The 21,137-nt window shown below is 65.3% G+C and carries 23 protein-coding genes; 15 read left to right on the top strand and 8 right to left on the bottom strand.

The annotated features are described in order from the left end of the window. The first annotated feature begins 67 nt into the window (after window positions 1-67). Window positions 68-565 (top strand): hypothetical protein, encoded by a 498-nt coding sequence (locus tag XH93_RS04120; RefSeq protein WP_194472547.1) that lies wholly within the window; start codon window positions 68-70, stop codon window positions 563-565. Window positions 566-824: 259 nt separating this feature from the next. On the opposite strand, the gene XH93_RS04125 is transcribed toward XH93_RS04120, so the two are convergent. Together XH93_RS04125 and XH93_RS04130 are read right to left on the bottom strand one after the other, a co-directional pair. Then, a complete protein-coding gene (locus XH93_RS04125) occupies window positions 825-2,369 on the bottom strand; it encodes an acyl-CoA synthetase (protein WP_194472548.1) in 1,545 nt (514 codons plus the stop codon). 144 nt (window positions 2,370-2,513) lie between these two features. Next, window positions 2,514-3,686 carry an acetyl-CoA C-acetyltransferase gene (locus tag XH93_RS04130; protein WP_194472549.1) on the bottom strand — a complete coding sequence of 391 codons (1,173 nt, stop codon included), beginning with the start codon at window positions 3,684-3,686 and terminating at the stop codon, window positions 2,514-2,516. Between the two features lie 157 nt (window positions 3,687-3,843). Between XH93_RS04130 and XH93_RS04135 the strand changes: the two genes are divergently transcribed. From XH93_RS04135 to XH93_RS04170, 8 genes are all read left to right on the top strand, one after another. Beyond that, window positions 3,844-4,509 (top strand): TetR family transcriptional regulator, encoded by a 666-nt coding sequence (locus XH93_RS04135; protein WP_371814921.1) that lies wholly within the window; start codon window positions 3,844-3,846, stop codon window positions 4,507-4,509. Between the two features lie 46 nt (window positions 4,510-4,555). Further along, on the top strand, window positions 4,556-5,314 hold the full coding sequence (locus XH93_RS04140) for an SDR family NAD(P)-dependent oxidoreductase (RefSeq protein ID WP_194472551.1): 759 nt from the start codon (window positions 4,556-4,558) through the stop codon (window positions 5,312-5,314). Between the two features lie 174 nt (window positions 5,315-5,488). Then, window positions 5,489-6,295: an enoyl-CoA hydratase/isomerase family protein gene (locus tag XH93_RS04145; protein WP_194472552.1), complete on the top strand. Its 807-nt coding sequence runs from the start codon at window positions 5,489-5,491 to the stop codon at window positions 6,293-6,295. A 41-nt stretch (window positions 6,296-6,336) separates the two neighbouring features. Further along, window positions 6,337-8,205 carry an AMP-binding protein gene (locus tag XH93_RS04150; RefSeq protein ID WP_194472553.1) on the top strand — a complete coding sequence of 623 codons (1,869 nt, stop codon included), beginning with the start codon at window positions 6,337-6,339 and terminating at the stop codon, window positions 8,203-8,205. 117 nt (window positions 8,206-8,322) lie between these two features. After that, a complete protein-coding gene (locus tag XH93_RS04155) occupies window positions 8,323-9,450 on the top strand; it encodes an acyl-CoA dehydrogenase family protein (protein ID WP_194472554.1) in 1,128 nt (375 codons plus the stop codon). A gap of 119 nt (window positions 9,451-9,569) precedes the next feature. Then, on the top strand, window positions 9,570-10,817 hold the full coding sequence (locus tag XH93_RS04160) for an acyl-CoA dehydrogenase (RefSeq protein WP_194472555.1): 1,248 nt from the start codon (window positions 9,570-9,572) through the stop codon (window positions 10,815-10,817). Between the two features lie 119 nt (window positions 10,818-10,936). Beyond that, entirely contained in the window at window positions 10,937-12,181 is a 1,245-nt protein-coding gene (locus tag XH93_RS04165) for an acyl-CoA dehydrogenase (protein WP_194472556.1), read from the top strand. Window positions 12,182-12,183: 2 nt separating this feature from the next. Next, window positions 12,184-12,879: a nitroreductase gene (locus tag XH93_RS04170; protein WP_194472557.1), complete on the top strand. Its 696-nt coding sequence runs from the start codon at window positions 12,184-12,186 to the stop codon at window positions 12,877-12,879. Window positions 12,880-13,067: 188 nt separating this feature from the next. On the opposite strand, the gene XH93_RS04175 is transcribed toward XH93_RS04170, so the two are convergent. Beyond that, window positions 13,068-14,066, bottom strand: coding sequence for a YafY family protein (locus XH93_RS04175; protein ID WP_194472558.1), 999 nt, complete (start codon window positions 14,064-14,066; stop codon window positions 13,068-13,070). Between the two features lie 84 nt (window positions 14,067-14,150). On the opposite strand from XH93_RS04175, the gene XH93_RS04180 reads away from it, so the two are divergent. Together XH93_RS04180 and XH93_RS04185 are read left to right on the top strand one after the other, a co-directional pair. Continuing rightward, window positions 14,151-14,795 carry a glutathione S-transferase family protein gene (locus tag XH93_RS04180; RefSeq protein WP_194472559.1) on the top strand — a complete coding sequence of 215 codons (645 nt, stop codon included), beginning with the start codon at window positions 14,151-14,153 and terminating at the stop codon, window positions 14,793-14,795. Window positions 14,796-14,807: 12 nt separating this feature from the next. Further along, window positions 14,808-15,242: a DUF6157 family protein gene (locus XH93_RS04185; RefSeq protein WP_139487060.1), complete on the top strand. Its 435-nt coding sequence runs from the start codon at window positions 14,808-14,810 to the stop codon at window positions 15,240-15,242. 216 nt (window positions 15,243-15,458) lie between these two features. On the opposite strand, the gene XH93_RS04190 is transcribed toward XH93_RS04185, so the two are convergent. Together XH93_RS04190 and XH93_RS04195 are read right to left on the bottom strand one after the other, a co-directional pair. Next, the gene (locus XH93_RS04190) at window positions 15,459-16,244 is read right to left on the bottom strand and encodes an enoyl-CoA hydratase/isomerase family protein (RefSeq protein WP_194472560.1); all 786 of its coding nucleotides are present in this window, start codon (window positions 16,242-16,244) and stop codon (window positions 15,459-15,461) included. A gap of 11 nt (window positions 16,245-16,255) precedes the next feature. Then, a complete protein-coding gene (locus XH93_RS04195; protein WP_194472561.1) occupies window positions 16,256-17,368 on the bottom strand; it encodes a cyclic nucleotide-gated ion channel in 1,113 nt (370 codons plus the stop codon). A gap of 314 nt (window positions 17,369-17,682) precedes the next feature. Here XH93_RS04195 and XH93_RS04200 point away from each other — a divergent pair, with 314 nt between their 5' ends. Both XH93_RS04200 and XH93_RS04205 read left to right on the top strand, forming a co-directional pair. After that, window positions 17,683-18,351: a Crp/Fnr family transcriptional regulator gene (locus tag XH93_RS04200; RefSeq protein WP_139487057.1), complete on the top strand. Its 669-nt coding sequence runs from the start codon at window positions 17,683-17,685 to the stop codon at window positions 18,349-18,351. A 31-nt stretch (window positions 18,352-18,382) separates the two neighbouring features. Continuing rightward, the gene (locus XH93_RS04205) at window positions 18,383-19,255 is read left to right on the top strand and encodes a DUF6537 domain-containing protein (RefSeq protein ID WP_194474986.1); all 873 of its coding nucleotides are present in this window, start codon (window positions 18,383-18,385) and stop codon (window positions 19,253-19,255) included. 164 nt (window positions 19,256-19,419) lie between these two features. Here XH93_RS04205 and XH93_RS04210 read toward each other — a convergent pair whose 3' ends face one another. From XH93_RS04210 to XH93_RS04220, 3 genes are read right to left on the bottom strand one after another with little or no spacing between them, the layout of a single operon-like run. Further along, complete coding sequence (locus XH93_RS04210; protein WP_194472562.1) at window positions 19,420-19,641, bottom strand: hypothetical protein; 222 nt, start codon at window positions 19,639-19,641, stop codon at window positions 19,420-19,422. A gap of 51 nt (window positions 19,642-19,692) precedes the next feature. Next, window positions 19,693-19,908 (bottom strand): hypothetical protein, encoded by a 216-nt coding sequence (locus tag XH93_RS04215; RefSeq protein WP_194472563.1) that lies wholly within the window; start codon window positions 19,906-19,908, stop codon window positions 19,693-19,695. Between the two features lie 32 nt (window positions 19,909-19,940). After that, window positions 19,941-20,132, bottom strand: coding sequence for a hypothetical protein (locus tag XH93_RS04220; protein ID WP_139858618.1), 192 nt, complete (start codon window positions 20,130-20,132; stop codon window positions 19,941-19,943). 245 nt (window positions 20,133-20,377) lie between these two features. On the opposite strand from XH93_RS04220, the gene XH93_RS04225 reads away from it, so the two are divergent. Then, window positions 20,378-20,584: a hypothetical protein gene (locus XH93_RS04225; RefSeq protein ID WP_139858617.1), complete on the top strand. Its 207-nt coding sequence runs from the start codon at window positions 20,378-20,380 to the stop codon at window positions 20,582-20,584. Between the two features lie 72 nt (window positions 20,585-20,656). Next, window positions 20,657-21,019, top strand: coding sequence for a PRC-barrel domain-containing protein (locus XH93_RS04230; protein ID WP_139487052.1), 363 nt, complete (start codon window positions 20,657-20,659; stop codon window positions 21,017-21,019). Window positions 21,020-21,137: the final 118 nt, after the last annotated feature.

The following is a 21,137-nucleotide window of genomic DNA, read 5'->3' on the forward strand; positions in this document are numbered from 1 at the left end:
GAGCACGTTCGAGCGGCTCCAAACTTATCGAATGACGATAGCAACTTTGTTCACGGGATACATGCCAATGCGCCACGCCATGTTCGCAAACCTGATCTTGCGCCTCGGTCTGGCGATCGCGGCGGCAAGCCTGTTGCTGGTCTCGGCCGTCCAAGCCGCCGACATCAAGGACCTTACCGAAAGGCTGCCGCGCGCCTATATCGGCGAGTTCCTGTGGGATGGCGACAACACGGTGCAGAACGTCGTCATCACCTTCGATCAGGTGCGCGCTCGCAACGACCAGACCGCGGAAGCGTTCGGCTGCGGCGCGTATCAGGTCGGCCGTCATGTCACCAAGATCAAGGTGCGGATGTTCGTCAGGCAGCCCGATCTGCAGGTCGAGATCTTCGAAATGTCGCCGGAAGGTAACGGATCATTCGAGACCGGCGGCAGCCATCGCGGCAACCTGTCGGATGATCTGCAAAACATCGATGCGCAATGGATTACCACCGCCTCCGGCCAGCGCGGCCAATTGCATCTGCACGCAGCGTCGTCGGCCGCGTGCGAGCCGGCGGAGTCGCTGTAGCGCGGGACATGTGAGGAAGCGCGGCCTGCAAACCCTCCCCGAAGGGCCGTAGCCGCAGCGCAATTTCGGAATGTTGGAAGAATACCCCTGAGTTGCCCGACGTGTCAAGCGGCCTGATCGGACAGTGTCAGTAGCTCGTGATCTGTCGTCGCCTGATCGGACAGCCGCCTCGTCGAACGGCGGCCGCCGCCGGCTACTTTGCATGGGGTTGTTTTTCGGCATTTTGGCTGCACGCCTCCTTTTGGGGGAGGGCGAGCATCTAGGCTCTGGCCGGCGTCTTCGGCCAATACCTGTCGCGCAAATGCCGCTTCACCAGCTTCCCGGTCGGCGTCCGCGGCAGCTCGGCCTCGAAGTCGATGCTCTTCGGGCACTTGATCGGCGACAGATGCTGGCGGCAGAACGCGATCAGCTCGGCCTCGAGCTCCCGGCCGGCCTTGGCCATGTCGTGCGGCTGCACCACGGCCTTGACCTCCTCACCCATCTCCTCGTTCGGCACGCCGAATACCGCGACGTCGGCGACCGCGGGATGCGTGATCAGCACGTCCTCGGTCTCCTGCGGATAGATGTTCACCCCGCCGGAGATGATCATGTAGCTCTTGCGGTCGGTGAGGTAGAGAAAGCCCTCGTCGTCGAGGTAGCCGACATCGCCGAGCGTCGACCAGCCTTTGGCGTTATAGGCCTTCTTGGTCTTCTCCGGATCGTTGTGGTAGGCGAAAACAGGTGCGTCGGCGAAATAGACCTGACCGATCTGGCCAACCGGCGCCTCCTCGTCGTTCTCGTCCAAAATCTTGACCTTGCCGACCACGGCGCGGCCGACGGTGCCGCGATGCGCCAGCCACTGCTGCGAGGTCGAGACCGTGACGCCGTTGCCTTCGGAGCCGGCGTAATACTCGATCAGGATCGGTCCCCACCACTCGATCATCTTCGCCTTGACGTCGACCGGGCAGGGCGCTGCGGCGTGGATCGCGCCCTTCAGCGAGGAGACGTCGTAGCGGGTGCGGACCTCGTCGGGCAGTTTCAGCATGCGCACGAACATGGTCGGCACCAGCTGCGACTGCGTCACCTTGTGCTTCTCGACCTGCTTCAAGAATTCCTCGGCGTCGAAATGCTCCATGATGATGGAGGTGCCGCCGAGCACGGTCGCCATCATGTTGAAGCGCAGCGGAGCCGCGTGATAGAGCGGCGCCGGCGACAAATAGATCGTGTTCGCGTTCATGCCGCACATGTCGGCGCACAGCACCCGCAGGAATGGGTTCGGCACGTCGATCCTGTTGCCCTCGAACTGCCTCTTGATGCCCTTGGGCCGACCGGTGGTGCCTGAGGAGTACAGCATGTCGTAGCCGGCGACCTCGTCCGCGATCGGCGTTGTCGGCTGCGCAGCCGCTTCCTTGTCGTAGGAGCGAAAGCCGGGCTCGGGCTCGTCCATCATGTAGAACAGCGGCTCGCCCGGCTCACCCTTGATCAGCCCCTTCACCTTGTCGGCGCAGTGCGGCGTGGTGATGAACACCTTCGCGCCGCAGTCCTTGACGATGTAGGCGATCTCCTCTTCGGTCAAATAGCGGCTGATCGCGGTGTAATAGAGCCCCGAGCGCTGCGCCGCCCAGCACAGCTCCATGAAGGCGAGGCGGTTTTCCATCAGCAGCGCAATGTGGTCGCCGGCCTTCAGGCCGAGCGAGCGGAACAAATGCGCGCCCTGGTTCGAGAGCTCGTCGAGCTCGCGATAGGTGATGGACTTGCCGGTGCCCGCCATCTGGTAGGCGATCTTGTTGGGCGTGGTGCGGGCGTGGATGGACGGATGGGTCATCGGGCTCTCCGCACGCGAATAGCGAGTAGCGAATGGCGAATAGGGACATCTTCCGTGTTCCTCTATTCGCCACCCGCTACTCGCTGTCCGCGGCTCCTTGTTGCTTCCTCTATTCGCTATTCGCCAGTCGCTTTTCGCGCGACTTTACAGTCGCTCGACGATCGTCACATTGGCCATGCCGCCGCCTTCGCACATAGTCTGCAGGCCGTAGCGTTTGTTGCGCTGCTTCAGCGCGTTGAGCAGCGTCGTCATCAGCTTGGTGCCGCTGCCGCCGAGCGGATGGCCGAGCGCGATCGCGCCGCCATTGACGTTGAGCTTGGCCGGATCGGCGCCGGTGGTCTTCAGCCACGCGGTCGGCACCGAGGCGAAGGCCTCGTTGACCTCGAACAGGTCGATGTCGTCGATCGACATGCCGGCCTTCTTCAGCGCGCGCGCGGTGGCGGGCAGCGGGGCTTCTAGCATGATCACGGGGTCATGGCCGATCATGGTCATGTGATGGATGCGCGCCATCGGCTTGACGCCGAGCGCCTTGAGGCCCTTCTCGTTGACGACCATCACGCCGGAGGCGCCGTCGCAGATCTGGCTGGCGCTCGCCGCGGTCAGCTTGCCGTTCTCGGCGATCAGCTTGACGCCCTTGATGCCGTCGAGGCTGGCGTCGAAGCGGATGCCTTCGTCGATGTAGTGGGTGTCGGTCGAGCCGTCGGCGCGGGTGATCTGCACCGGCACGATCTCGTCCTTGAAGTGGCCGGCTTGCGTGGCCGCGATCGCGCGCTGATGGCTCTGGTAGGAATATTCGTCGAGCTCATCCTTCGACAGGCCGTACTTCTCGGCCATCATCTCCGCGCCCGTGAACTGGCTGAAGATGATGTTGGGGTACTTTGCCTCGATCCCCGGGCTCTTGTAATGGCCGAAGCCGTTCTTGGCGGGGAGCTGCGAGGCGAGGCCCATCGGCACGCGGGTCATCGATTCCACGCCGGCGGCGATCACGCAGTCCATGGTGCCGGACATCACCGCCTGCGCCGCGAAGTGCAACGCCTGCTGCGAGGAGCCGCACTGGCGGTCGATCGAGGTCGCCGGCACGCTCTCCGGCAGTTTCGAGGCCATCACGGCGTTGCGCGCGATGTTGGTGGACTGCTCGCCGGTCTGCATCACGCAGCCCATGATCACGTCCTCGATCTGCGCGGGGTCGGCGCCGGAGCGCTCGACCAGCGCATCCAGCACGGTCGCGGCCAGATCGGCCGGATGCCAGCCGGCGAGACGCCCTCCCTTGCGCCCGCCCGCGGTGCGAGCGGCGGCGACGATATATGCCTCGGCCATGTCTGATCTCCCTGGATGTTCTGGATTGGGGTTTTGCAAGTTGGGCCGGATTTAAGGGACGGCCCCGCATTTAGTCAATCAATCAATTAACTCTTGAGTGCAGCCCCGCCATGGGCTTATGTGCGGCCTCGCATTCGAGCCTGGGACCAGAGCGCAGTTGAATACCAGCGTACCGACGAGACTTCAGGCGGGTAAAAACGCCACTGCCGACAAGCTGTTGGTCGCGGCAAGCGGCCTGATGATCGAGCGCGCCTCGATTGAGGTGTCGCTGTCCGACATCGCGCAGAAGTCCGGGGTCAACGCCGCGCTGGTGAAATATCATTTCGGCAACAAGGACGGGCTGTTGCTGGCACTGCTGGCGCGCGATGCCGCCACCGAGATGTCGCAGCTCGAATATCTGCTGGCGCAGCCGATCACGCCGAGCGCGAAGTTGCGGCTGCACATCGGCGGCATCATCCGCGCCTATCACCAGTTCCCCTACATGAACCGGCTGATCCACTATTTGCTGCACGAGAGCTCGCCGCAGGCCGCGGACGAGGTGTCAAAGTTCTTCGTCGCGCCGCTGCTCGATTTTCATCGCCGCCTGCTCGCCGAAGGCATCAAGGCCGGCGAGTTCCGCAAGATCGATCCGGTGCTGTTCTACACCAGCCTGATCGGCGCCTGCGACCATCTGTTCTTCGGCCGCCACGCGATGTCGCGGGCGGTCGGCGTCGGTCCGGTCACCGACGAGGTCTGCCGCGACTACATCAAGCACATGGAAGCGCTGATCTTCGGCGGCGTGCTCGATCCCAAAAAGGAAACGGCGGCGATTGCCGCCGGATAACACGTTCGAAGTCTAGAGAAGAAACGCCCAAGGAAAGGTATCCCTCATGCAGTTGAAAGACGTTGCCGTTCTCATCACCGGCGGTGGCTCCGGCCTCGGCGCCGCGACCGCGCGCGCCATGGCGGCCAAGGGCGCCAAGATCGGCGTGCTCGACCAGAACAAGGAAAACGCCGAGAAGGTCGCGGCCGAGGTGAAGGGCGTCGCGCTGCACGCCGACGTCACCAGCGAGGAGCAGATGAAGGCCGCGATCGCCAAGGCGGAAGCCGCCCACGGCGTCGCGCGCGTGCTGATTAACTGCGCCGGCATCGGCGGCTCGCAGCGCGTCGTCGGCAAGGACGGCGTCTATCCGCTGGATAAATTCGTCCGCATCATCAACGTCAACCTGATCGGCACCTTCAACGCGCTGCGCCTGTTCGCGGAGCGCGCCGCCACCATCGAGACCATCGGCGAGGAGCGCGGCGTCGTCATCAACACCGCCTCGGTTGCCGCCTATGAAGGCCAGATCGGCCAGATCGCCTACTCCGCCTCGAAGGGCGGCATCGTCGGCCTCACGCTGCCGGCGGCGCGCGACCTCGCCAGCCTGAAGATCCGCGTCAACACCATCGCGCCCGGCATCTTCTTCACGCCGCTGCTGATGGGCTTGAACGAGGAGGCCCGCAAGAGCTTAGGGGCCCAGGTGCCGCACCCGGCCCGCCTCGGCGAGCCCGACGAATACGGCGCGCTCGCCGTGCACATCGTCGAGAACGCGATGCTCAACGGCGAAACCATCCGCCTCGACGGCGCCATCCGCATGGCGCCTCGTTAGTACCTTCTCCCCTTGTGGGAGAAGGTGGCGCGAAGCGCCGGATGAGGGGTTCTCTCCGCGGAGACAGACCCCTCACCCGATCGAATGCAGGGCTAACAGCGAACATGCCCTCTCCCACAAGGGGAGAGGGCGCAGCAACGAGCGTCGCGTTCGCTGAACTGGCGGGAGCATGATGTGACTAGTCCGCTGCTGATCGAACATCACGACGGGGTCGATTGGGTCACCCTCAATCGACCGGACAGCCTCAACGCACTCGATCCGTCGCTGATCGATGCACTCAATGTTTATTTCCAGGGGCTGCAGCGCAACCGCGACACCCGCGTCGTGGTGCTGAGGGGCGCCGGCGCCAATTTCTGCGCCGGGCTCGACCTCAAGCATGCGATGGCGCGCCGCGGCACCCAGACCGAGCCGCCCGGCGTCACCGAGTCGCTGGATTCGCAGCGCCGCATTGCCGACATCGTGATGCTGATGCGGCGCGCTCCGCAGCCGATCATCGCGCTGGTGCAGGGCGCGGCGGCCGGCGGCGGCTTTGCGCTGGCGCTCGCCGCCGACATCCGGATCGCCGCGAAAAATGCGCGGATGAACTGCGCCTTCATCAAGCTCGGCCTCGGCGGCTGCGACATCGGCACCAGCTACTTTCTGCCGCGCCTCGTCGGCGTGTCGGTCGCTTCGGAGCTGATCCTGACCGGGCGCTTCATCAACGCCGAGCGCGCGCTTGCCGTCGGCCTCGTGTCCGAGGTGGTCGAAGCCGCCGATCTCGATGCCGCCGCGAACCCTTACGTCGATGCGATGATGACGGCCTCGCCGGTCGGCCTCCGCCTCTCGAAGGAATGCATCAACATGAGCGTCGATGCCGGCTCGATCGAGGCGGTGATTGCGATGGAGGATCGCAATCAGGTGCTGTGCAGCCGCTCGGAAGATTTCCAGGAAGGCATCAGGGCCTTCCTTGAGAAACGAAAGCCTGTCTATATCAGGCGCTGAGAACAGATCCTCAAAAGGACAAGAATTCCGGGAGACGCAAAATGGATGGGGACGCGGCGATGCTGACGAAGCCGGCCTTTCGCAAGGTGGACTGGCTCGCACGCGACATCGCGGTGGAGCGGCGCGCCGACGGCACGGTGGTGCTGAAGTCGCGGATTCCGCTGCAGGCCTATGCGACGCATATTCCGGCCTCGCTTGCGAAATGGGCTGATGAGGCGCCGGAGCGGATCTGGCTGGCGCAGCGCGGCGGCCCCGAGCGGCAGTGGCGCAAAGTGTCCTATGGCGAAGCCAAGCGCACCGTCGATGCGCTGACCCAGGGCCTGCTCGATCTCGGCCTCGACGAAGGCCGACCGGTCGCAATCCTCTCCGGCAATTCGATCGAACATGCGCTGCTGACGCAGGCCGCGATGCAGGCGCGGCTGCCGGCCGCGCCGGTGTCGCCGGCCTATTCGCTGATGAGCCAGGACCATCTCAAGCTCAAATATCTGTTCAACCTGATCAAGCCGGCCGTCGTGATGGTGCAGGACGGCCCGACTTTCGAGAAGGCGCTGAAAGCGCTTGATCTCACCGGCATCACGGTTATCCACGTGCTGCGGCCCTGCGACGGCATCGCGAGCGTATCCTTTGACGAGCTCGCAGCGACTCCGGTGACTTCAGCGGTCGAGCAGTCGATTGCGAAGATCACGCCAAAGACCGTAGGCAAGCTGCTGTTCACGTCGGGCTCGACCGGCATGCCCAAGGCCGTCATCAACACCCAGGAAATGATGTGCGCCAACGCGGCGATGATGACGCAGGTGCGGCCGCGTGAGCCGGGCGGTCCGATCTCGACCGTGCTCGACTGGATGCCGTGGAATCACACCATGGGCGGCAATGCCGCGTTCAATCCGGTGCTGGTCGACGGCGGCACGCTTTACATCGACGACGGCCGGCCGATGCCGGGCCAGTTCGAGGAGACCATCAAAAACCTGCACGAGGTGTCGCCGACCTATTACGCCAACGTGCCCGCTGGCTATGCCGCGCTCGCCGCGGCGATGGAGAAGGACGAGGGGCTCTGCCGGAGTTTTTTCAAGAACCTCTCGATCATGGCTTATGGCGGCGCGCGGCTGCCCGACGATCTCTACGACCGCATGCAGGCGCTGGCGGTGAAGACCACGGGCGAGCGCGTCGTGTTCTACACCGGCTGGGGCTCGACCGAGACCGCGCCGACCTCGACCGGCACCTATTGGGACACCGAGCGCGTCGGGCTGATCGGTCTGCCGTTCCCCGGCGTCGAATTGAAGATGGTGCCCTGCGGCGCGAAATACGAATTGCGGCTGCGCGGCGTCAACGTCACGCCGGGCTATTTCGGCCAGCCTGACCTCACCGCAAAGATGTTTGATGAGGAGGGGTTTTACTGCATCGGCGATGCCGGCGTGTTCGTCGATCCCGAGGACCCGCTCCAGGGCATCATCTTCGCCGGCCGCGTGGTCGAGGACTTCAAGCTGACCACCGGCACCTTTGTTCACGTCGGCTCGCTGCGCACCGACGCGATCGCGGCCGCGACGCCGGTGGTGCACGACGCGCTGGTGGCGGGCCAGGACCGCTGCTCGATCGGCCTGTTGTGCTGGCCCAATTTGCATGCCTGCCGCCAGCTCGTCGGCAACGCCAACGCGACCTATGAGGACGTGATCCGGCATCCGGCCGTGATCGACTGCCTCAAAAAGGGTCTGCAGGCCCACAATGCGTCCGCGACCGGCAGCAGCATGCGTATCGCGCGCGCGATGCTGATGGTCGAGCCGCCGTCGATCGACGGCAACGAACTCACCGACAAGGGCTACATCAACCAGCGCGCCGGCCTCGAGCGCCGCGCCGATCTGGTCGAGAAGCTCTACGCCGATACGCCCTGCGACGAGGTGATCATTTTGAACTGACCGTAGGATGGGTAGAGCGCAGCGAAACCCATCATTCGTAATCAAGATCTTGATGGGTATCGCTTCGCTCCACCCATCCTACGAAGCAAAGCAACAACAGCAACGCGGGTAAGCGCCATGAATTTCGATTTCTCCGACGAACAGAAGCAAATGCGCGACGAGGCGCGGAAATTCCTGAGCGAACAGTGCCCGCCGAAGGCGGTGCGCGAGGTGCTCGATGGCAAGGCGCCCTACGACAAGGCGCTGTGGAAGGGCCTCGCGGAGATGGGCTTTCTCGGCGTCGCCATCCCCGAAAAATTCGGCGGTGCGGGTGCGGGCCATCTCGAGCTCTGCGTGATCGCCGAGGAAATGGGCCGCGCGCTGGCGCCGGTGCCGTTCTCGTCGACCGTCTACCTCGCCGCCGAAGCGATCCTGATCGCCGGCAGTGACGCGCAGAAGCAGAAGTGGCTGCCGAAGATCGCCGCGGGCGATGCGATCGGCACGCTGGCGCTGTTCGAGGGCAAGGGCAATCCGTCGCCGAAGGCGATCAACGTCACCGCCAATGGCGGCGTGCTCAACGGCGTCAAGAAGCCGGTCGCCGACGGCGCGATCGCCGACTTCGCCGTGGTTGCCGCGCGCACCGGCTCCAGCGGCCGCGAATCCGACATCTCACTGTTCATCGTCGACCTCAAGGGGAGCGGCGTCGAGGTCAAGCCGCTGACCAATATCGACCTGACCCGCGGCCAGGCCGAGATCAGCTTCAAGGACGCCAAGGGCGAGCCGCTCGGTGCGGCCGGCGAAGGCTGGGGCGTCATCACCCAGGTGCTCGATCGCGCCGCGGTGTTGATGGCGTTCGAGCAGGTCGGCGGCGCCGACCGCGCGCTGGAGATGGGCCGCGATTACGCGCTCGACCGTATCGCGTTCGGCCGGCCGATCGGCTCGTTCCAGGCGATCAAGCACATGCTCGCCGACATGTACGTCTCGGCGACGCTGGCGCGCTCCAACTGCTACTACGGCGCCTGGGCGCTTTCGACCGATGCCGGTGAGCTGCGGGAGGCCGCCGCCGCCGCGCGCATCAGCGCGACGCAGGCATTCCAGCACTGCGCCAAGAACAACATCCAGGTTCACGGCGGCATGGGTTTTACCTGGGAGTTCGACTGCCACATGTACTACCGCCGCGCCAACGCGGTCGCGGTCGGCCTCGGCAGCCTGTCCTATTGGGAAGATGCGCTGATCGATCGCATGCGCAAGAAGAACGCGGCGTAGCCATTGGTGATTTGTAGGATGGGTAGAGCGCAGCGAAACCCATCATGACGCGGGTCGTCCAAGAGATGGGTTTCGCTTCGCTCTACCCATCCTACGACGCCGGCGAAGGATGAGAGACCATGAATTTCGACGACACCCCGCAAGAGGCCGCATTCCGCGCCGAGGCGAAAGCCTGGATCGCGGCGAACGCGCCGAAGCAATATGAGGACGAGCTGCGCAAGGCCTCGCTGGGCCGCGTCCAGCTCAAGGGCGCCAACATTCTCGAAGTGGCAAAGGCCTGGCAGAAGAAGAAGGCTGACGCCGGCTGGGCTTGCCTGCACTGGCCGAAGGAGTATGGCGGCCGCGGCGCGTCTCCGATCGAGCGCGTGATCTGGCAGCAGGAGGAGGGCCCGTTCGGCCGCCTCAGCGCGATGTTCATCATCGGCCACGGCATGTGCGGCCCGACCATGATGGCGTTTGCCGGCGAGGAGCAGAAGCGCAGCTATCTGCCGCCGCTCGCTTCCGGCGAAAAGATCTGGTGCCAGCTGTTCTCCGAGCCGGCCGGCGGCTCCGACGTTGCCGGCCTGCGCACCCGCGCCGAGAAGCGCGGCGACGAGTGGGTGATCAACGGCCAGAAGATCTGGACCTCGGGCGCGCATTATTCCGATTACGGCATTCTGCTCACCCGCACCGATCCGACCGTGCCGAAGCACAAGGGCCTCACCATGTTCTTCCTGGACATGAAGAGCCCGGGTGTCGAGGTGCGGCCGATCAAGCAGGCGAGCGGCGCCTCCGACTTCAACGAGGTCTATTTCACCGACGTCCGCATTCCGGACTCGCAGCGGCTCGGCAATGTCAATGACGGCTGGAACGTGTCGCTGACCACGCTGATGAACGAGCGGATGTCGATCGGCGCCGGCGTCTCGACCGGCTTTCCGGAGCTGTTCGAGTACTGCAACAATCTGATGCTGGAGGACGGTCCCGCGATCGAGAACTGCGCGGTGCGCTCGAAGCTGGCGAACTGGGCGGTGAAGGCGAGCGGGCTGAAATACACCAGCATGCGCGCGATCTCGGCGCTGTCGAAGGGCGAGCGCCCGGGGCCGGAGAATTCGATCGGCAAGCTGGTGGCGGGCTCGATGATCCAGGACGTCGCAGCCTATGCGCTCGATCTGCAGGGCGCCGCCGGTGCGCTGAACGGTCCTGAGGACGCCGAGGTCGCCGGCAAATTCCAGGCAATGTTGCTGCGCGCGCCGGGCACCCGTGTCGAGGGCGGCACCGACGAGATCATGCGCAACATCATCGCCGAACGCGTGCTCGGCCTGCCCGGCGATATCAGGGTCGACAAGGACGTGCCGTTCAACCAGATCCCGACCAAGGGAAGAGCCTAGTCCGTCGTTCCGGGGCGTTGCGAAGCGACGAACCCGGAACCTCGAGCCGCGTAACAAATCTCCAGATTCCGGGTTCGCGCGTTGCGCGCCCCGGAATGACAAAGAAAAAGGGAGCCGCCATGAATTTCGACGATACGCCGCAGGAAGCCGAGTTTCGCGCCACCGCCCGCAAATGGGTCGAGGCCAACGCGCCGAAGGAGTTCGAGGCGGAGCTGTCAAAGTCCTCGCTCGGCCGCATCAGGCTTGCGAAGCACGACATGGTCGATGTCGGCAAGGCCTGGCAGAAGAAGAAGGCGGAGGGCGGCTGGGCCTGCCTGCACTGGCCGAAGGAATATGGCGGCCGCGGCGCGACGCCGATCGACCGCGTGATCTGGCAGCAGGAGGAGGGCGTCTACGGCAAGCTGACCCAGCCGTTCCAGATCGGCGAGGGCATGTGCGGCCCGACCGTGATGGCCTGGGGCAGCGAAGAGGCAAAACGCCGCTATCTGCCGAAGCTCGCCTCGGGCGAGGAGATCTGGTGCCAGCTGTTCTCCGAGCCGTCGGCCGGCTCCGACGTCGCGGGCCTGCGCACCCGCGCCGAGAAGCAGGGCGACAACTGGGTCGTCAACGGCCAGAAGATCTGGACCTCGGGCGCGCATTATTCCGACTACGGCCTGTTGATCGCGCGCACCGATCCGAACGTGCCCAAGCACAAGGGGCTGACGATGTTCTTCCTCGACATGAAGAGCCCCGGCGTCGAGGTGCGGCCGATCAAGCAGGCCAACGGCATGCAGGAGTTCAACGAGGTCTATTTCACCGACGTCGTGATCCCGGACAGCCAGCGTCTCGGCGCCGTCGGCGAAGGCTGGAACGTGTCGCTGACCACGCTGATGAACGAACGCATGTCGATCGGCGCGCGGCTTGCGACCGGCGTCCCCGAAATGTTCGAGTTCTGCTCGAACCTGATGCTGGAGGATGGCCTCGCGATCGACGATCCCGCGGTGCGCTCGAAACTCGCGAGCTGGGCGGTGAAATCGAGCGGGCTGAAATACACCAGCTACCGCGCGATCTCGGCGCTGTCGAAGGGCGAGCGTCCGGGACCGGAAAACTCCATCGGCAAGCTGGTCTCCGGCATGATGCTGCAGGATATCGCAACCTACGCGATGGACCTGCAGGGCGCCTCGGGCGGGTTGACCGGAGAGAGCGAGGAGCTGGTGCACGGCCAGTTCCAGCAGATGCTGCTATCGTCGCCCTCGATGCGCATCGCCGGCGGCACCGACGAGATCTTGCGCAACATCATCGCCGAGCGCGTGCTCGGCCTGCCCGGTGACATCAGGGTCGACAAGGACGTGCCGTACAACAAGATTCCGACCAAGGGGCGCTGAGCATGGACGCCATCGTCAATCAAGACCGCATCGGCGCGCTCGAAAGCCTGCTCAACGAGCGCTATTCGGTGCGCGCCTTCCTGCCGCGCGAAGTGCCGCGCGAGACCATCGAGCACGTGCTCACCACGGCGCAGCGCACCGCGTCCTGGTGCAACAGCCAGCCCTGGCAGGTGCTGATCGTCTCCGGCGAGGCGAAGGAGAGCTTTCGCAAGGCGATCTATGCCGAGGCGTCGCGCGGCATCGGCGAGGATTACGACTTCACGCCGCCGCGGGAATATGTCGGCGTTTATCTTGAGCGCCGTCGCGAAAGCGGGTTTCAGCTCTATAACACGCTTGGCATCGCCAGGGGCGACAGGGCCGCGTATGCAAAACAGGCGCTGGAGAATTACAATTTCTTCGGCGCGCCGCATGTCGCCGTGATCCACACCAACGAGCCGCTCGGCATCTACGGCGCGATCGATTGCGGCGCCTATGTCTCGAACTTCATCCTGGCGGCCCAGGCGCTCGGGCTCGGCACCATCCCGCAGGCCGCGCTGGCGCGCCATTCCAGCCTGATCCGCCGCCATTTCGATCTCGCCGAGGATCGCCGCGTCGTCTGCGGCATCTCGTTCGGCTATGCCGATCATGCGCACAAGGTGAACAGCTACCGGACGTCGCGCGCGGCGCTGGCCGACACGGTGACGTTCGTCGACGAATAGTCCAGTCGCTGGGGCGCGCCCATCCTCCCCTGGAGGGGGAGGATCGACGCGAATGAAATGAGCGGCGAGGTGGGGTGACGGTCTCTCCACCTAAGCGCTGCCCGTGTTGAGAATCACCCCGCCCCGTCTCGCATTCCGCTGCGCTGCATGCGATCCGACCCTCCCCCTCCAGGGGAGGGTAAGGAATCTCACGCCCTCCGCGCCACCTGCCGCGGCGGCGCCTCCACATAGCGCTCGGCCATGGCAGCCGTCATCTCGGCCATCTTCTCGCGCAGCTCGCGCGGCTCCAGCACCTCGGCCTCGGTGCCGAGCCGCAGCAGCTCGGTCGCGGCGTGCCACACCGTCTTGCCGACCGGCATGGTGGCGATCCGCCAGCCGTCGGCGTCGGTGGTCTCGGCCAACCGCATGCGCGCCTTGACGTAGGGATGCGCCAGCACCTCGAACAGCTTTTGCCCGAGCGGCGACAGCCGCACGGTGGCGTGGTTCGGATGCAGTTCGGCCTCGAGCCGTTCGGTGGAGGCGCGCCAATAGGCGGCGAGGTCGAAATCGGCCGGCCGCGCGAACGCCTCGTCGAGGGCTACGCAGTCGAGCACGCGCGCGACGCGATAGCTGCGGACGCTGCCGTCGACGAGACCCGCGAGGTACCAGCTGCCGCCCTTCAGCACGAGGCCGAGCGGCGCGACGCGGCGGCGCTTCTCGGCCTTCCAGCTCTGGTAGCGGATCTCGATCAGGTTTTCGCGCAGCACCGCGCCGGCGATGGCGCGCAGGTGCTTTGGCTCCTCGGCCTCGCCGAACCAGCCTGGCGCATCGAGATGGAAGAGCTGCCGTACCCGGTTGGCGTTGGGGCGCAGGTTCGCCGGCAGTGCCGCCATCAGCTTGGTCTGCGCCGCCGCCATCGCAGGCTGGAGGCCGAGCGCGGCGGCGGGTCCCGGCAGCCCCGTCATGAACAGCGCCTCGGCCTCGCACTGCGAGAAGCCGTTCAGCCGCACCCGGTAGCCGTCGAGCAGGCGATAGCCGCCCTCCGCGCCGCGGTCGGCATAAACGGGGACGCCGGCGGCGGCGAGCGCATCGATGTCGCGGTAGATCGTCCGCACTGAGACCTCGCAGGCCTCGGCCAACTCAGGCGCGGTGACCCGTCCCCGCGCCTGCAGGGTGGTGAGGATCGAAAGCAGCCGGCTTGCGCGCATGCACCGATCATACCTGACACAGGGTGTCAGGTATAGGCGAGCATAAGGGGGCCGCGACCCCTGATGGCGCAAAGGAGCCACCCCATGACCACCACCGACCGCATCACGCTGTATTACTCGCCGCAGACCCGCGCCACCGGCGCGCGGGTGCTGCTGGAGGAACTGGGCGCGCCCTACGATCTGCACGTCCTCAACGCGAAGGCCGGCGAGCAGCGCAAGGACGCCTATCTCGCGATCAATCCGCTCGGCAAGGTGCCGGCGATCCGCCACGGCGAGGCGCTGGTGACCGAGCAGGTCGCGATCTACATCTACCTGTCCGATTTATTCCCGCGGGCCGGTTTGACCCCGGCGCTGAACGACCCGCGCCGCGGTCCCTATCTGCGCTGGATCGCCTATTACGGTTCCTCGTTCGAGCCGGCCGTGATCGACCATTTCATGAAGCGCGAGCCGGCGCCGATCACGATGTCGCCCTATGCCGATTACGACACCATGCTGGGCGCGCTCGAAGCGCAACTCGCCAAGGGACCCTATCTGTTCGGCGACGAGATCACGGCGGCCGATATTCTTTGGGGCATCGCCTTCAACTGGACCATGACCTTCGGCATCGTGCCGAAGCGGGATGTCTTCGTCCGCCATGCTGAACGCATCACGTCGCGCCCGGCCTACCAGCGTGTCACGGCCGCCGACCAGGAGATGGCTGCGGCGCATGCCGCGGCGGCCGGCGTGTGATAAGACGGCGCCATGGCGAAAGCGCTGCACAGCACCAATGTCGTCAACACCCTGATCCGCGTCGCGGAGGATTGCCCCGCGCGCGGCGGTGAAGCGCCGCAGCCGCGCGGCGGCCAGCCGACCGTCGCGACGCTGCAATACGCGATGCTCGCAAGCGCGCCGTACAAATACACCTCCGACGACGTGGTGTTCGCGACGTCGGCGGTCGGCCGTGCGCTCGATGCGAAGGCAACGAAGCAGGAGCGCAGCCTGGCGCGCGAGGCGTTCTTCTCGAAGGGCCAAGCCTGCATGCGTGCCTCGCCGCTCGGCAAACGCTTTGGCTGGGGGGTTCACGCCGACGCGAAAGGCCGCATCGCAATCTACGCCGTCGACAGCAAGCGCTATCAGGCGCTGGCGGCGGACCCGGAGATCGCGCAAACGCGTGCGATGCGGTCAAAGCGGGGGTGAGGTCGGCGAAACAGGGTGCGCACTTGTTAGTCCCGTCATCCCCGCGCAAAGGCTTCGCCTTTGTCGCTGGAGGTGCGAGCCTCTTCGGCGAGCCTCGAAGGATGCACGGCCACGATGCCTCCGTGAGGGGGAAAGCCGGGCCGTCGACCCTTCGAGGGCCGCTGAAGAAGCGGCCACCTCAGGGTGACGGGACTGAGAGGGGTGCGAAGCGGCCAGCTAAAACCTTGGCGCGCGCTTCTCGGCAAACGCCTTGATGCCTTCCTTGATCTCGTCGCCGCGCATGCTGTCGCGGTGGCGGGCGTCGGCGGCGGCCTCATTCAGGGCGCCGCGGGCGAATTCGTTGACGGCGCGCTTCATGCCGGCCATCGCTTTCGGCGCGTTGCCGGCCAGGATCGCCGCGAGCTTGTCGACTTCCTCGTCCAGCATTTCGAGCGGCACCATGGCGGTGAGGTAGCCGATCCGCAGCATCTCCGGCGCGGTGATCTTCTGCGCAGTCAGAAACAGCATCTTGGCGTTGTCGACGCCGAGCCGCGTCACGTAGCGCTTGATGCCGCTGGTGTAGTAATGCAGCCCGAGCCGCGCCGCCGGCATGAACATCTCGGCGGTGTCGACGCCGATCCGGAAATCGCAGGCCAGCGCCAGGTCGGTCGAGCCGCCATAGACGCCGCCATTGAGCCGGCAGATCGTCGGCACCGCGAGATCCTCGAGCCGGTTGACCACGACCTCGAACGCCGAGCCCGCGCTCTGCTGCTCGTTCGCGCTCACCGCCCGCTCGGCCACCGAGTTGAGGTCGTAGCCGGCCGAGAACGCGCGCCCGGTCCCGGTCAGCACCAGCACGCGGATCGCGGGATCGGCCTCGATCCGCTCGAACAGTTTCACCAGCTCGCCGAGGTCCTCGGCCTGCAGGCGGTTGAGATGCTTGGGCCGGTTGAGGCGGATGGTGGCGCGCGGCCCTGCGATCTCGAGCACGGGTCCGCTTCCGGTGTCGGCCGCATCGGCCATTGTGGTCTCCATCATTGATTTTCGCGCTCGCGCCGCTTCGCCTCGGCGTCGATGGTCTCGGCGAGTTCGGGATGCCGTGCCATCAACAGGCGGAAATCGACGAGGTCAAGCACCAACAGCCGCGTCACCTTGGTGGTGGCGACGCTGGCGGCGCGCTTGGCGTTGCCGAGCAGCGCCATCTCGCCGAAGAACGAGCCTTCGCCGAGCGGCACCTTGCGGCCGGGCAGGTCGACCTCGACCTCGCCGGCGGCGACGAAATACATGCAGTCGCCGTTGGTGTCCTTGCGGATGATCATGGTGCGCGGCGGCAGGTCCATGGTCCGCAGCACCTGGGTGACGTCGGCGATCGCGGCGGGGCCGAGATGGGCGAAGAACGGTACCTTGCTGACGGTCTCCCAGGTTTTCAGAAAATTGTCGCGGCGGGTCTCGGCGGCAAAGCCGGTGGCGAGAATGCCGGTCCACAGCCCGAACACGCCGAGTCCCGAGATCATCACCATTGCCGCGACGATGCGGCCGAGCGGGGTGATCGGCACCACGTCGCCATAGCCGGTGGTGGTCAGCGTCACCACCGCCCACCACAGCGCCGCCGGGACGCTGCCGAAGGTTTGCGGCTGCACGTCACGCTCCAGATAGTATTCGGCGACCGAGGCGAGGAACACCACCATCAGGAAGATCACCAGCACGCTGGCGAGCGGGCCTGACTCGACCACCAGCACGCGCCGCAACTGGCGCAGGCCCGGAATGCCCGGCACCACCTTGAGCACCCAGAGCACGCCGAGCAGCCACGCCGTCTTCGGTGCGATGCCGGCGAGCAGGGCGACCGGCACCGCCAGCGCGCCGATCGCGTCGACGATGCCGGCGCTCGACAGCGCGTAGAACCAGAACTTGCCCTGCCGCCCCATATGGCGCAGCCGCACCAGCCATTCGAACACGAAATAGAACAGGCATGCCCACAGCAGCGCGTCGACCCAGCGCCCCACGGCGTCATAGGCCGGCTCGACCGTCAGCAGCACCATCATGGCGACGCCGACGGCCACGGCCACATACGCCGCCGTGGTCATGTTGCGGCCGGCAGTGGCCGACACGAAACGCGTCAGAGCCGGAACAACGAGCGGCTTGGACATCGGAGCTGGATTGCCTGCCTGGGTTTGATGCGCTGTTTGCAAGGGAGGCCCTGCAGGAGGCGGGGCCGCTGCCACAACGTGCCTGCCTCGGCTGAGGCCGTCAACGCGCAGGCGTTCGGCGGTATGACGTCGAACCGTTGGACGAATAGCCTAGGCATCTTGTCCCAATTTTGCCCCGGCAAATGTGAGAAATCAGACAATTCGTCGCCTTTTCCCCGTATATCAGCAAATGCTGTCCGGCTGATGCGACCTCGACCGCACTGCAGCGACTAATAAGGTGGTCTGTTCACTTCTTGAGAATTGGTTGGTTTCCGATGGATACCTCACACCTCGCGGAGCACGCCGGAGCGGCCGGCAGCCTGTTTGCATCGATCTTCGTGGTCGCCACGCTGTCGATGCGCACCATGATCCCGCTGCGCGTCTTCGCCATCCTGACCAACATCATTCTGATCGCGACCGCGATCCCGACCCACAATTACGCAGTGTTGATCCTGCACGCCGTGCTGCTGCCGGTGAACACCTATCGCCTGCACCAGATGCTGCAGCTGGTCCGCAGCGTGAAGAAATCGGTCAATAGCGATCTGTCGATGGACTGGCTGCGGCCGTTCACGACCGAGCGGAAATTCAACGTCGGCGACGTCCTGTTCTACAAGGACGAAAAGGCCGACAGCATTTTCTACATCGTCAGCGGCCGTTACCGCCTGGTCGAGTCGGGCATCGAGTTGCCGGTCGGCGCCCTGGTCGGCGAGTTCGGCATGCTGTCGCCGTCGAACACCCGAACCCAGACGCTGGAATGCGTCGAGAGCGGCACCGTGCTGTCGGTGACCTACGACCAGGTCGAGCAGCTCTACGTGCAGAACCCGGCGTTCGGCTTCTACTTCCTGCGGCTTGCCAGCGCCCGCCTGTTCCAGAACATTTCGACGCTGGAGCAGCAGCTGGCGCAGTACACCGCACCGAAGGTGGCGGAGCCGAAGCCGGCATGAGCGCGTTGTGAGCAGTTCTGGAGGCGCCGCAGTGCCGGATGACGACGGTCTCCTGGCTTCGCTCCGTTACCTGTTCGCCGACATCATCGGCGACGAGGACGAGGGGCCGCCGGTGCTGCCCGACGCCTGTCCGGCGCATCTCGGCCCCGCGGTCAGCGCCGCGATCCACCTGATGATCGAATATCAGAGCACGAGCTACGCCCAGCTCTATGTCGACCGGCTCAACCGCTTCGTCGGCCGCCGCGGCGTCGATGACGCGATGCTCGCGGATATCGCGCAACTGCTGGCGCAGCGCATGGCCTATGAGGATCCGATCCGGATCGCGCAGCTCAAGCTCGGCGAGGTCAATGCCGCCGGCGGGTTGACGGCGCGCTCCGCCGACGACGTCAAGAAATTCCGGCTCGACGAGCTGATCGACGCGCTGCCGGCGGTGATCGCCGATCCGATTCTCGGCATGCTCGACTGGTTCGGCTGGCGGCACCGTCGGGTCTCGATCCGCTTTTCCGCCAACAGCCGCTTCAGCGTCCGCCGGCTGCGGATCGAGGCGGGCCTGAAGCGCTGGCGGCTGTTCTCGATCCGCTATGCCAAGGAGCGGGTCTGGGTCGAGCGCTGGCTGCACATGATCGACCGCAGCCTGACCAAGCAGCCGGCGGCGGCGACGGCCGTGATCCAGACCGCGACCATGATCAGCGGCTACGGCGATCCCTATCGCCAGGGCATCGCGGACTGGCACGCGATCATCGACGGGCTCGCCAAGCCGACCTTCGACGGCGTGCTTGCGCTGCCCGATCTCGCCGCCGCCATCACCGAGGCCCGCGCCGCCATCATGCCCGACCCGCGCCAGGCCGCGCTGAAGCGCAAGATCGCGGAGATCCGCGCCCGGGTGCCGCAGGCTGCGTCGTAGCGACGTGAGATCAGATCTATCCCCGTCATCCTGAGGAGCGCGCTCTTGCGCGCGTCTCGAAGGATCGACGGCCCGGCTGGTGGCCGATTCATCCTTCGAGGCTCGCAAGGGCTCGCACCTCAGGATGACGGGTCTGAGGGCGGAGCGCGCTACGTCCCCGCTCGCTACCGCTCGATATGCGGCGGTTCGTCGTAGCCGCGGCGGCTGGAATAGAACAGCAGGCCCATCAAGCCGACGCCGACAACGACCATCAGCGCAAGTCCGACCGTGAACAGGATAATGCCATTGGTCGGCACCGGTGCGTCCGGGACCATCAGGCCCTGATAGGCGTAGGCGCCGACCGCGAGCAGAAGGGTCAGCAGGCCGACGCTGATTGCGATGCGCATGCGTGTCTGCCTCTGCTGAAGGCCGAGAGCCGCAGGCGCTCCGTGCGATGGCTATTCCGCCGCGGTGGTGACCTTGGCCAGCGCCTGTTGCCCGGCCCGGGTCAACTCGGTGAGCGTCGTCCTGCCGCTCCTCGCGCACTTGATGATGTATCGGGCAACGCGCCTGCGGGTGGGGTGTTCCTCGCCGTGCGGGGTTCCATCGCAGACACGGTCGAGCGCCACATTCATGTTGGCGAGCGTACGTGAGTCGAACCTCTCCTCGATCATCGCGGCCCTCCCTGTCGGGCTCAGCGGCGTGGCTATTTACGGGGTACCAGCCACTCGCTGACCTCCATCACCGTCTCGGTCTGTCTGGCTTTCTTCATTAACGCGTCGCGTTCCCGCCCCGGTGGCAATTTGCGTGCTGCAATGCGGGCGTCCTCGGCAAACTTCCCGAGCCGGTCCTCAAACGATCCTGCAGGCCGGCCTCTGTTGCGCTTCTTCTTGCTCATCTGTCTCCACCCTGGAACCAAACCTTAGGGCAGGTTCCTAAAGGGCGTCGTTAACCCATGACATCCGGCGGATCAAAAAAATGCGCCCCGAAAACCAGGAACGATCTCGCGGGCCATGCGTAAGCCCGGTGCGTTCGCTGCTTTGCTCCCCGAGAGCAGTGGACCATTCCGGTGACGGGCCTCGGCGAATTTCATCGCCGGGGCCCGCATGACTTTTAGAGATTAGGCTTCAAGGAGCTCGACAAATGGCACATTCCAACCAGGGCATCGTCAGGGACGCCAAGGGTCAGGAGCAGCCTGCCGACAAGCAGCGCGCTCAGACCGCGCACAAGACCAAGGCCGGGTCATCGCATCAGCGCGAAGCGACGCGCGATCCGAAATTGAACGACGCCGACAAGACGCCGGGATCGGGCATGGCGCCCGACGACAAGGGCGACGCGCCGACCGGCTGAGCGCGCGACATTGTCGCGGGAACGGCGACCTCTATCGGGGGTTGCCGATGCAAGGATTGAACGGAGCAACGCATGACAGTCGACGATAAGGAAATCGGAAATCTGATCGGCAGCGACAAGGTCGAGGGCACCGCGGTTTATGGCGCCGATGAGCGCAAGATCGGCTCGATCGAGCGCGTCATGATCGACAAGAAGAGCGGGCGCGTCTCCTATGCCGTGCTCGGCTTCGGCGGAATTTTGGGACTTGGCAATGACCACTATCCGCTGCCCTGGCAATCGCTGAAATACGATACGCGGCTCGGCGGCTACGTCACCGGCGTGACCGAGGCCCAGCTGCGCGGCGCGCCGAAATACGGCAGCGAGCGCGATTGGAATTGGGCCGACATCGGCACCACGCGCGCGGTCAACGACTATTACGGCGTGCCGTTCGTGTAAGCAGACATCGGCCCGTCTCGCGGCGCGGCCGCGTGTCCGCCGCGAGACATCGTGGCCGGCGCCGCCAAAATCAGTTGGCGTGAATGTACACAAGTGAACATTCGCCAATACCTGTGCA

This window comes from Bradyrhizobium sp. CCBAU 51753 (assembly GCF_015291565.1).
Lineage (GTDB): Bacteria > Pseudomonadota > Alphaproteobacteria > Rhizobiales > Xanthobacteraceae > Bradyrhizobium > Bradyrhizobium ivorense.

What these genes read in the sequence shown, in the direction of transcription:
- XH93_RS04215 (WP_194472563.1), bottom strand. Translation starts at nt 19,908, where the DNA reads ATGATCGAGGAGAGGTTCGACTCACGTACGCTCGCCAACATGAATGTG.
- XH93_RS04170 (WP_194472557.1), top strand. Translation starts at nt 12,184, where the DNA reads ATGGACGCCATCGTCAATCAAGACCGCATCGGCGCGCTCGAAAGCCTG.
- XH93_RS04140 (WP_194472551.1), top strand. Translation starts at nt 4,556, where the DNA reads ATGCAGTTGAAAGACGTTGCCGTTCTCATCACCGGCGGTGGCTCCGGC.
- XH93_RS04155 (WP_194472554.1), top strand. Translation starts at nt 8,323, where the DNA reads ATGAATTTCGATTTCTCCGACGAACAGAAGCAAATGCGCGACGAGGCG.
- XH93_RS04120 (WP_194472547.1), top strand. Translation starts at nt 68, where the DNA reads ATGCGCCACGCCATGTTCGCAAACCTGATCTTGCGCCTCGGTCTGGCG.
- XH93_RS04130 (WP_194472549.1), bottom strand. Translation starts at nt 3,686, where the DNA reads ATGGCCGAGGCATATATCGTCGCCGCCGCTCGCACCGCGGGCGGGCGC.
- XH93_RS04180 (WP_194472559.1), top strand. Translation starts at nt 14,151, where the DNA reads ATGACCACCACCGACCGCATCACGCTGTATTACTCGCCGCAGACCCGC.
- XH93_RS04210 (WP_194472562.1), bottom strand. Translation starts at nt 19,641, where the DNA reads ATGCGCATCGCAATCAGCGTCGGCCTGCTGACCCTTCTGCTCGCGGTC.
- XH93_RS04185 (WP_139487060.1), top strand. Translation starts at nt 14,808, where the DNA reads ATGGCGAAAGCGCTGCACAGCACCAATGTCGTCAACACCCTGATCCGC.
- XH93_RS04175 (WP_194472558.1), bottom strand. Translation starts at nt 14,066, where the DNA reads ATGCGCGCAAGCCGGCTGCTTTCGATCCTCACCACCCTGCAGGCGCGG.
- XH93_RS04125 (WP_194472548.1), bottom strand. Translation starts at nt 2,369, where the DNA reads ATGACCCATCCGTCCATCCACGCCCGCACCACGCCCAACAAGATCGCC.
- XH93_RS04160 (WP_194472555.1), top strand. Translation starts at nt 9,570, where the DNA reads ATGAATTTCGACGACACCCCGCAAGAGGCCGCATTCCGCGCCGAGGCG.
- XH93_RS04150 (WP_194472553.1), top strand. Translation starts at nt 6,337, where the DNA reads ATGGATGGGGACGCGGCGATGCTGACGAAGCCGGCCTTTCGCAAGGTG.
- XH93_RS04230 (WP_139487052.1), top strand. Translation starts at nt 20,657, where the DNA reads ATGACAGTCGACGATAAGGAAATCGGAAATCTGATCGGCAGCGACAAG.
- XH93_RS04165 (WP_194472556.1), top strand. Translation starts at nt 10,937, where the DNA reads ATGAATTTCGACGATACGCCGCAGGAAGCCGAGTTTCGCGCCACCGCC.
- XH93_RS04200 (WP_139487057.1), top strand. Translation starts at nt 17,683, where the DNA reads ATGGATACCTCACACCTCGCGGAGCACGCCGGAGCGGCCGGCAGCCTG.
- XH93_RS04225 (WP_139858617.1), top strand. Translation starts at nt 20,378, where the DNA reads ATGGCACATTCCAACCAGGGCATCGTCAGGGACGCCAAGGGTCAGGAG.
- XH93_RS04195 (WP_194472561.1), bottom strand. Translation starts at nt 17,368, where the DNA reads ATGTCCAAGCCGCTCGTTGTTCCGGCTCTGACGCGTTTCGTGTCGGCC.
- XH93_RS04190 (WP_194472560.1), bottom strand. Translation starts at nt 16,244, where the DNA reads ATGGCCGATGCGGCCGACACCGGAAGCGGACCCGTGCTCGAGATCGCA.
- XH93_RS04220 (WP_139858618.1), bottom strand. Translation starts at nt 20,132, where the DNA reads ATGAGCAAGAAGAAGCGCAACAGAGGCCGGCCTGCAGGATCGTTTGAG.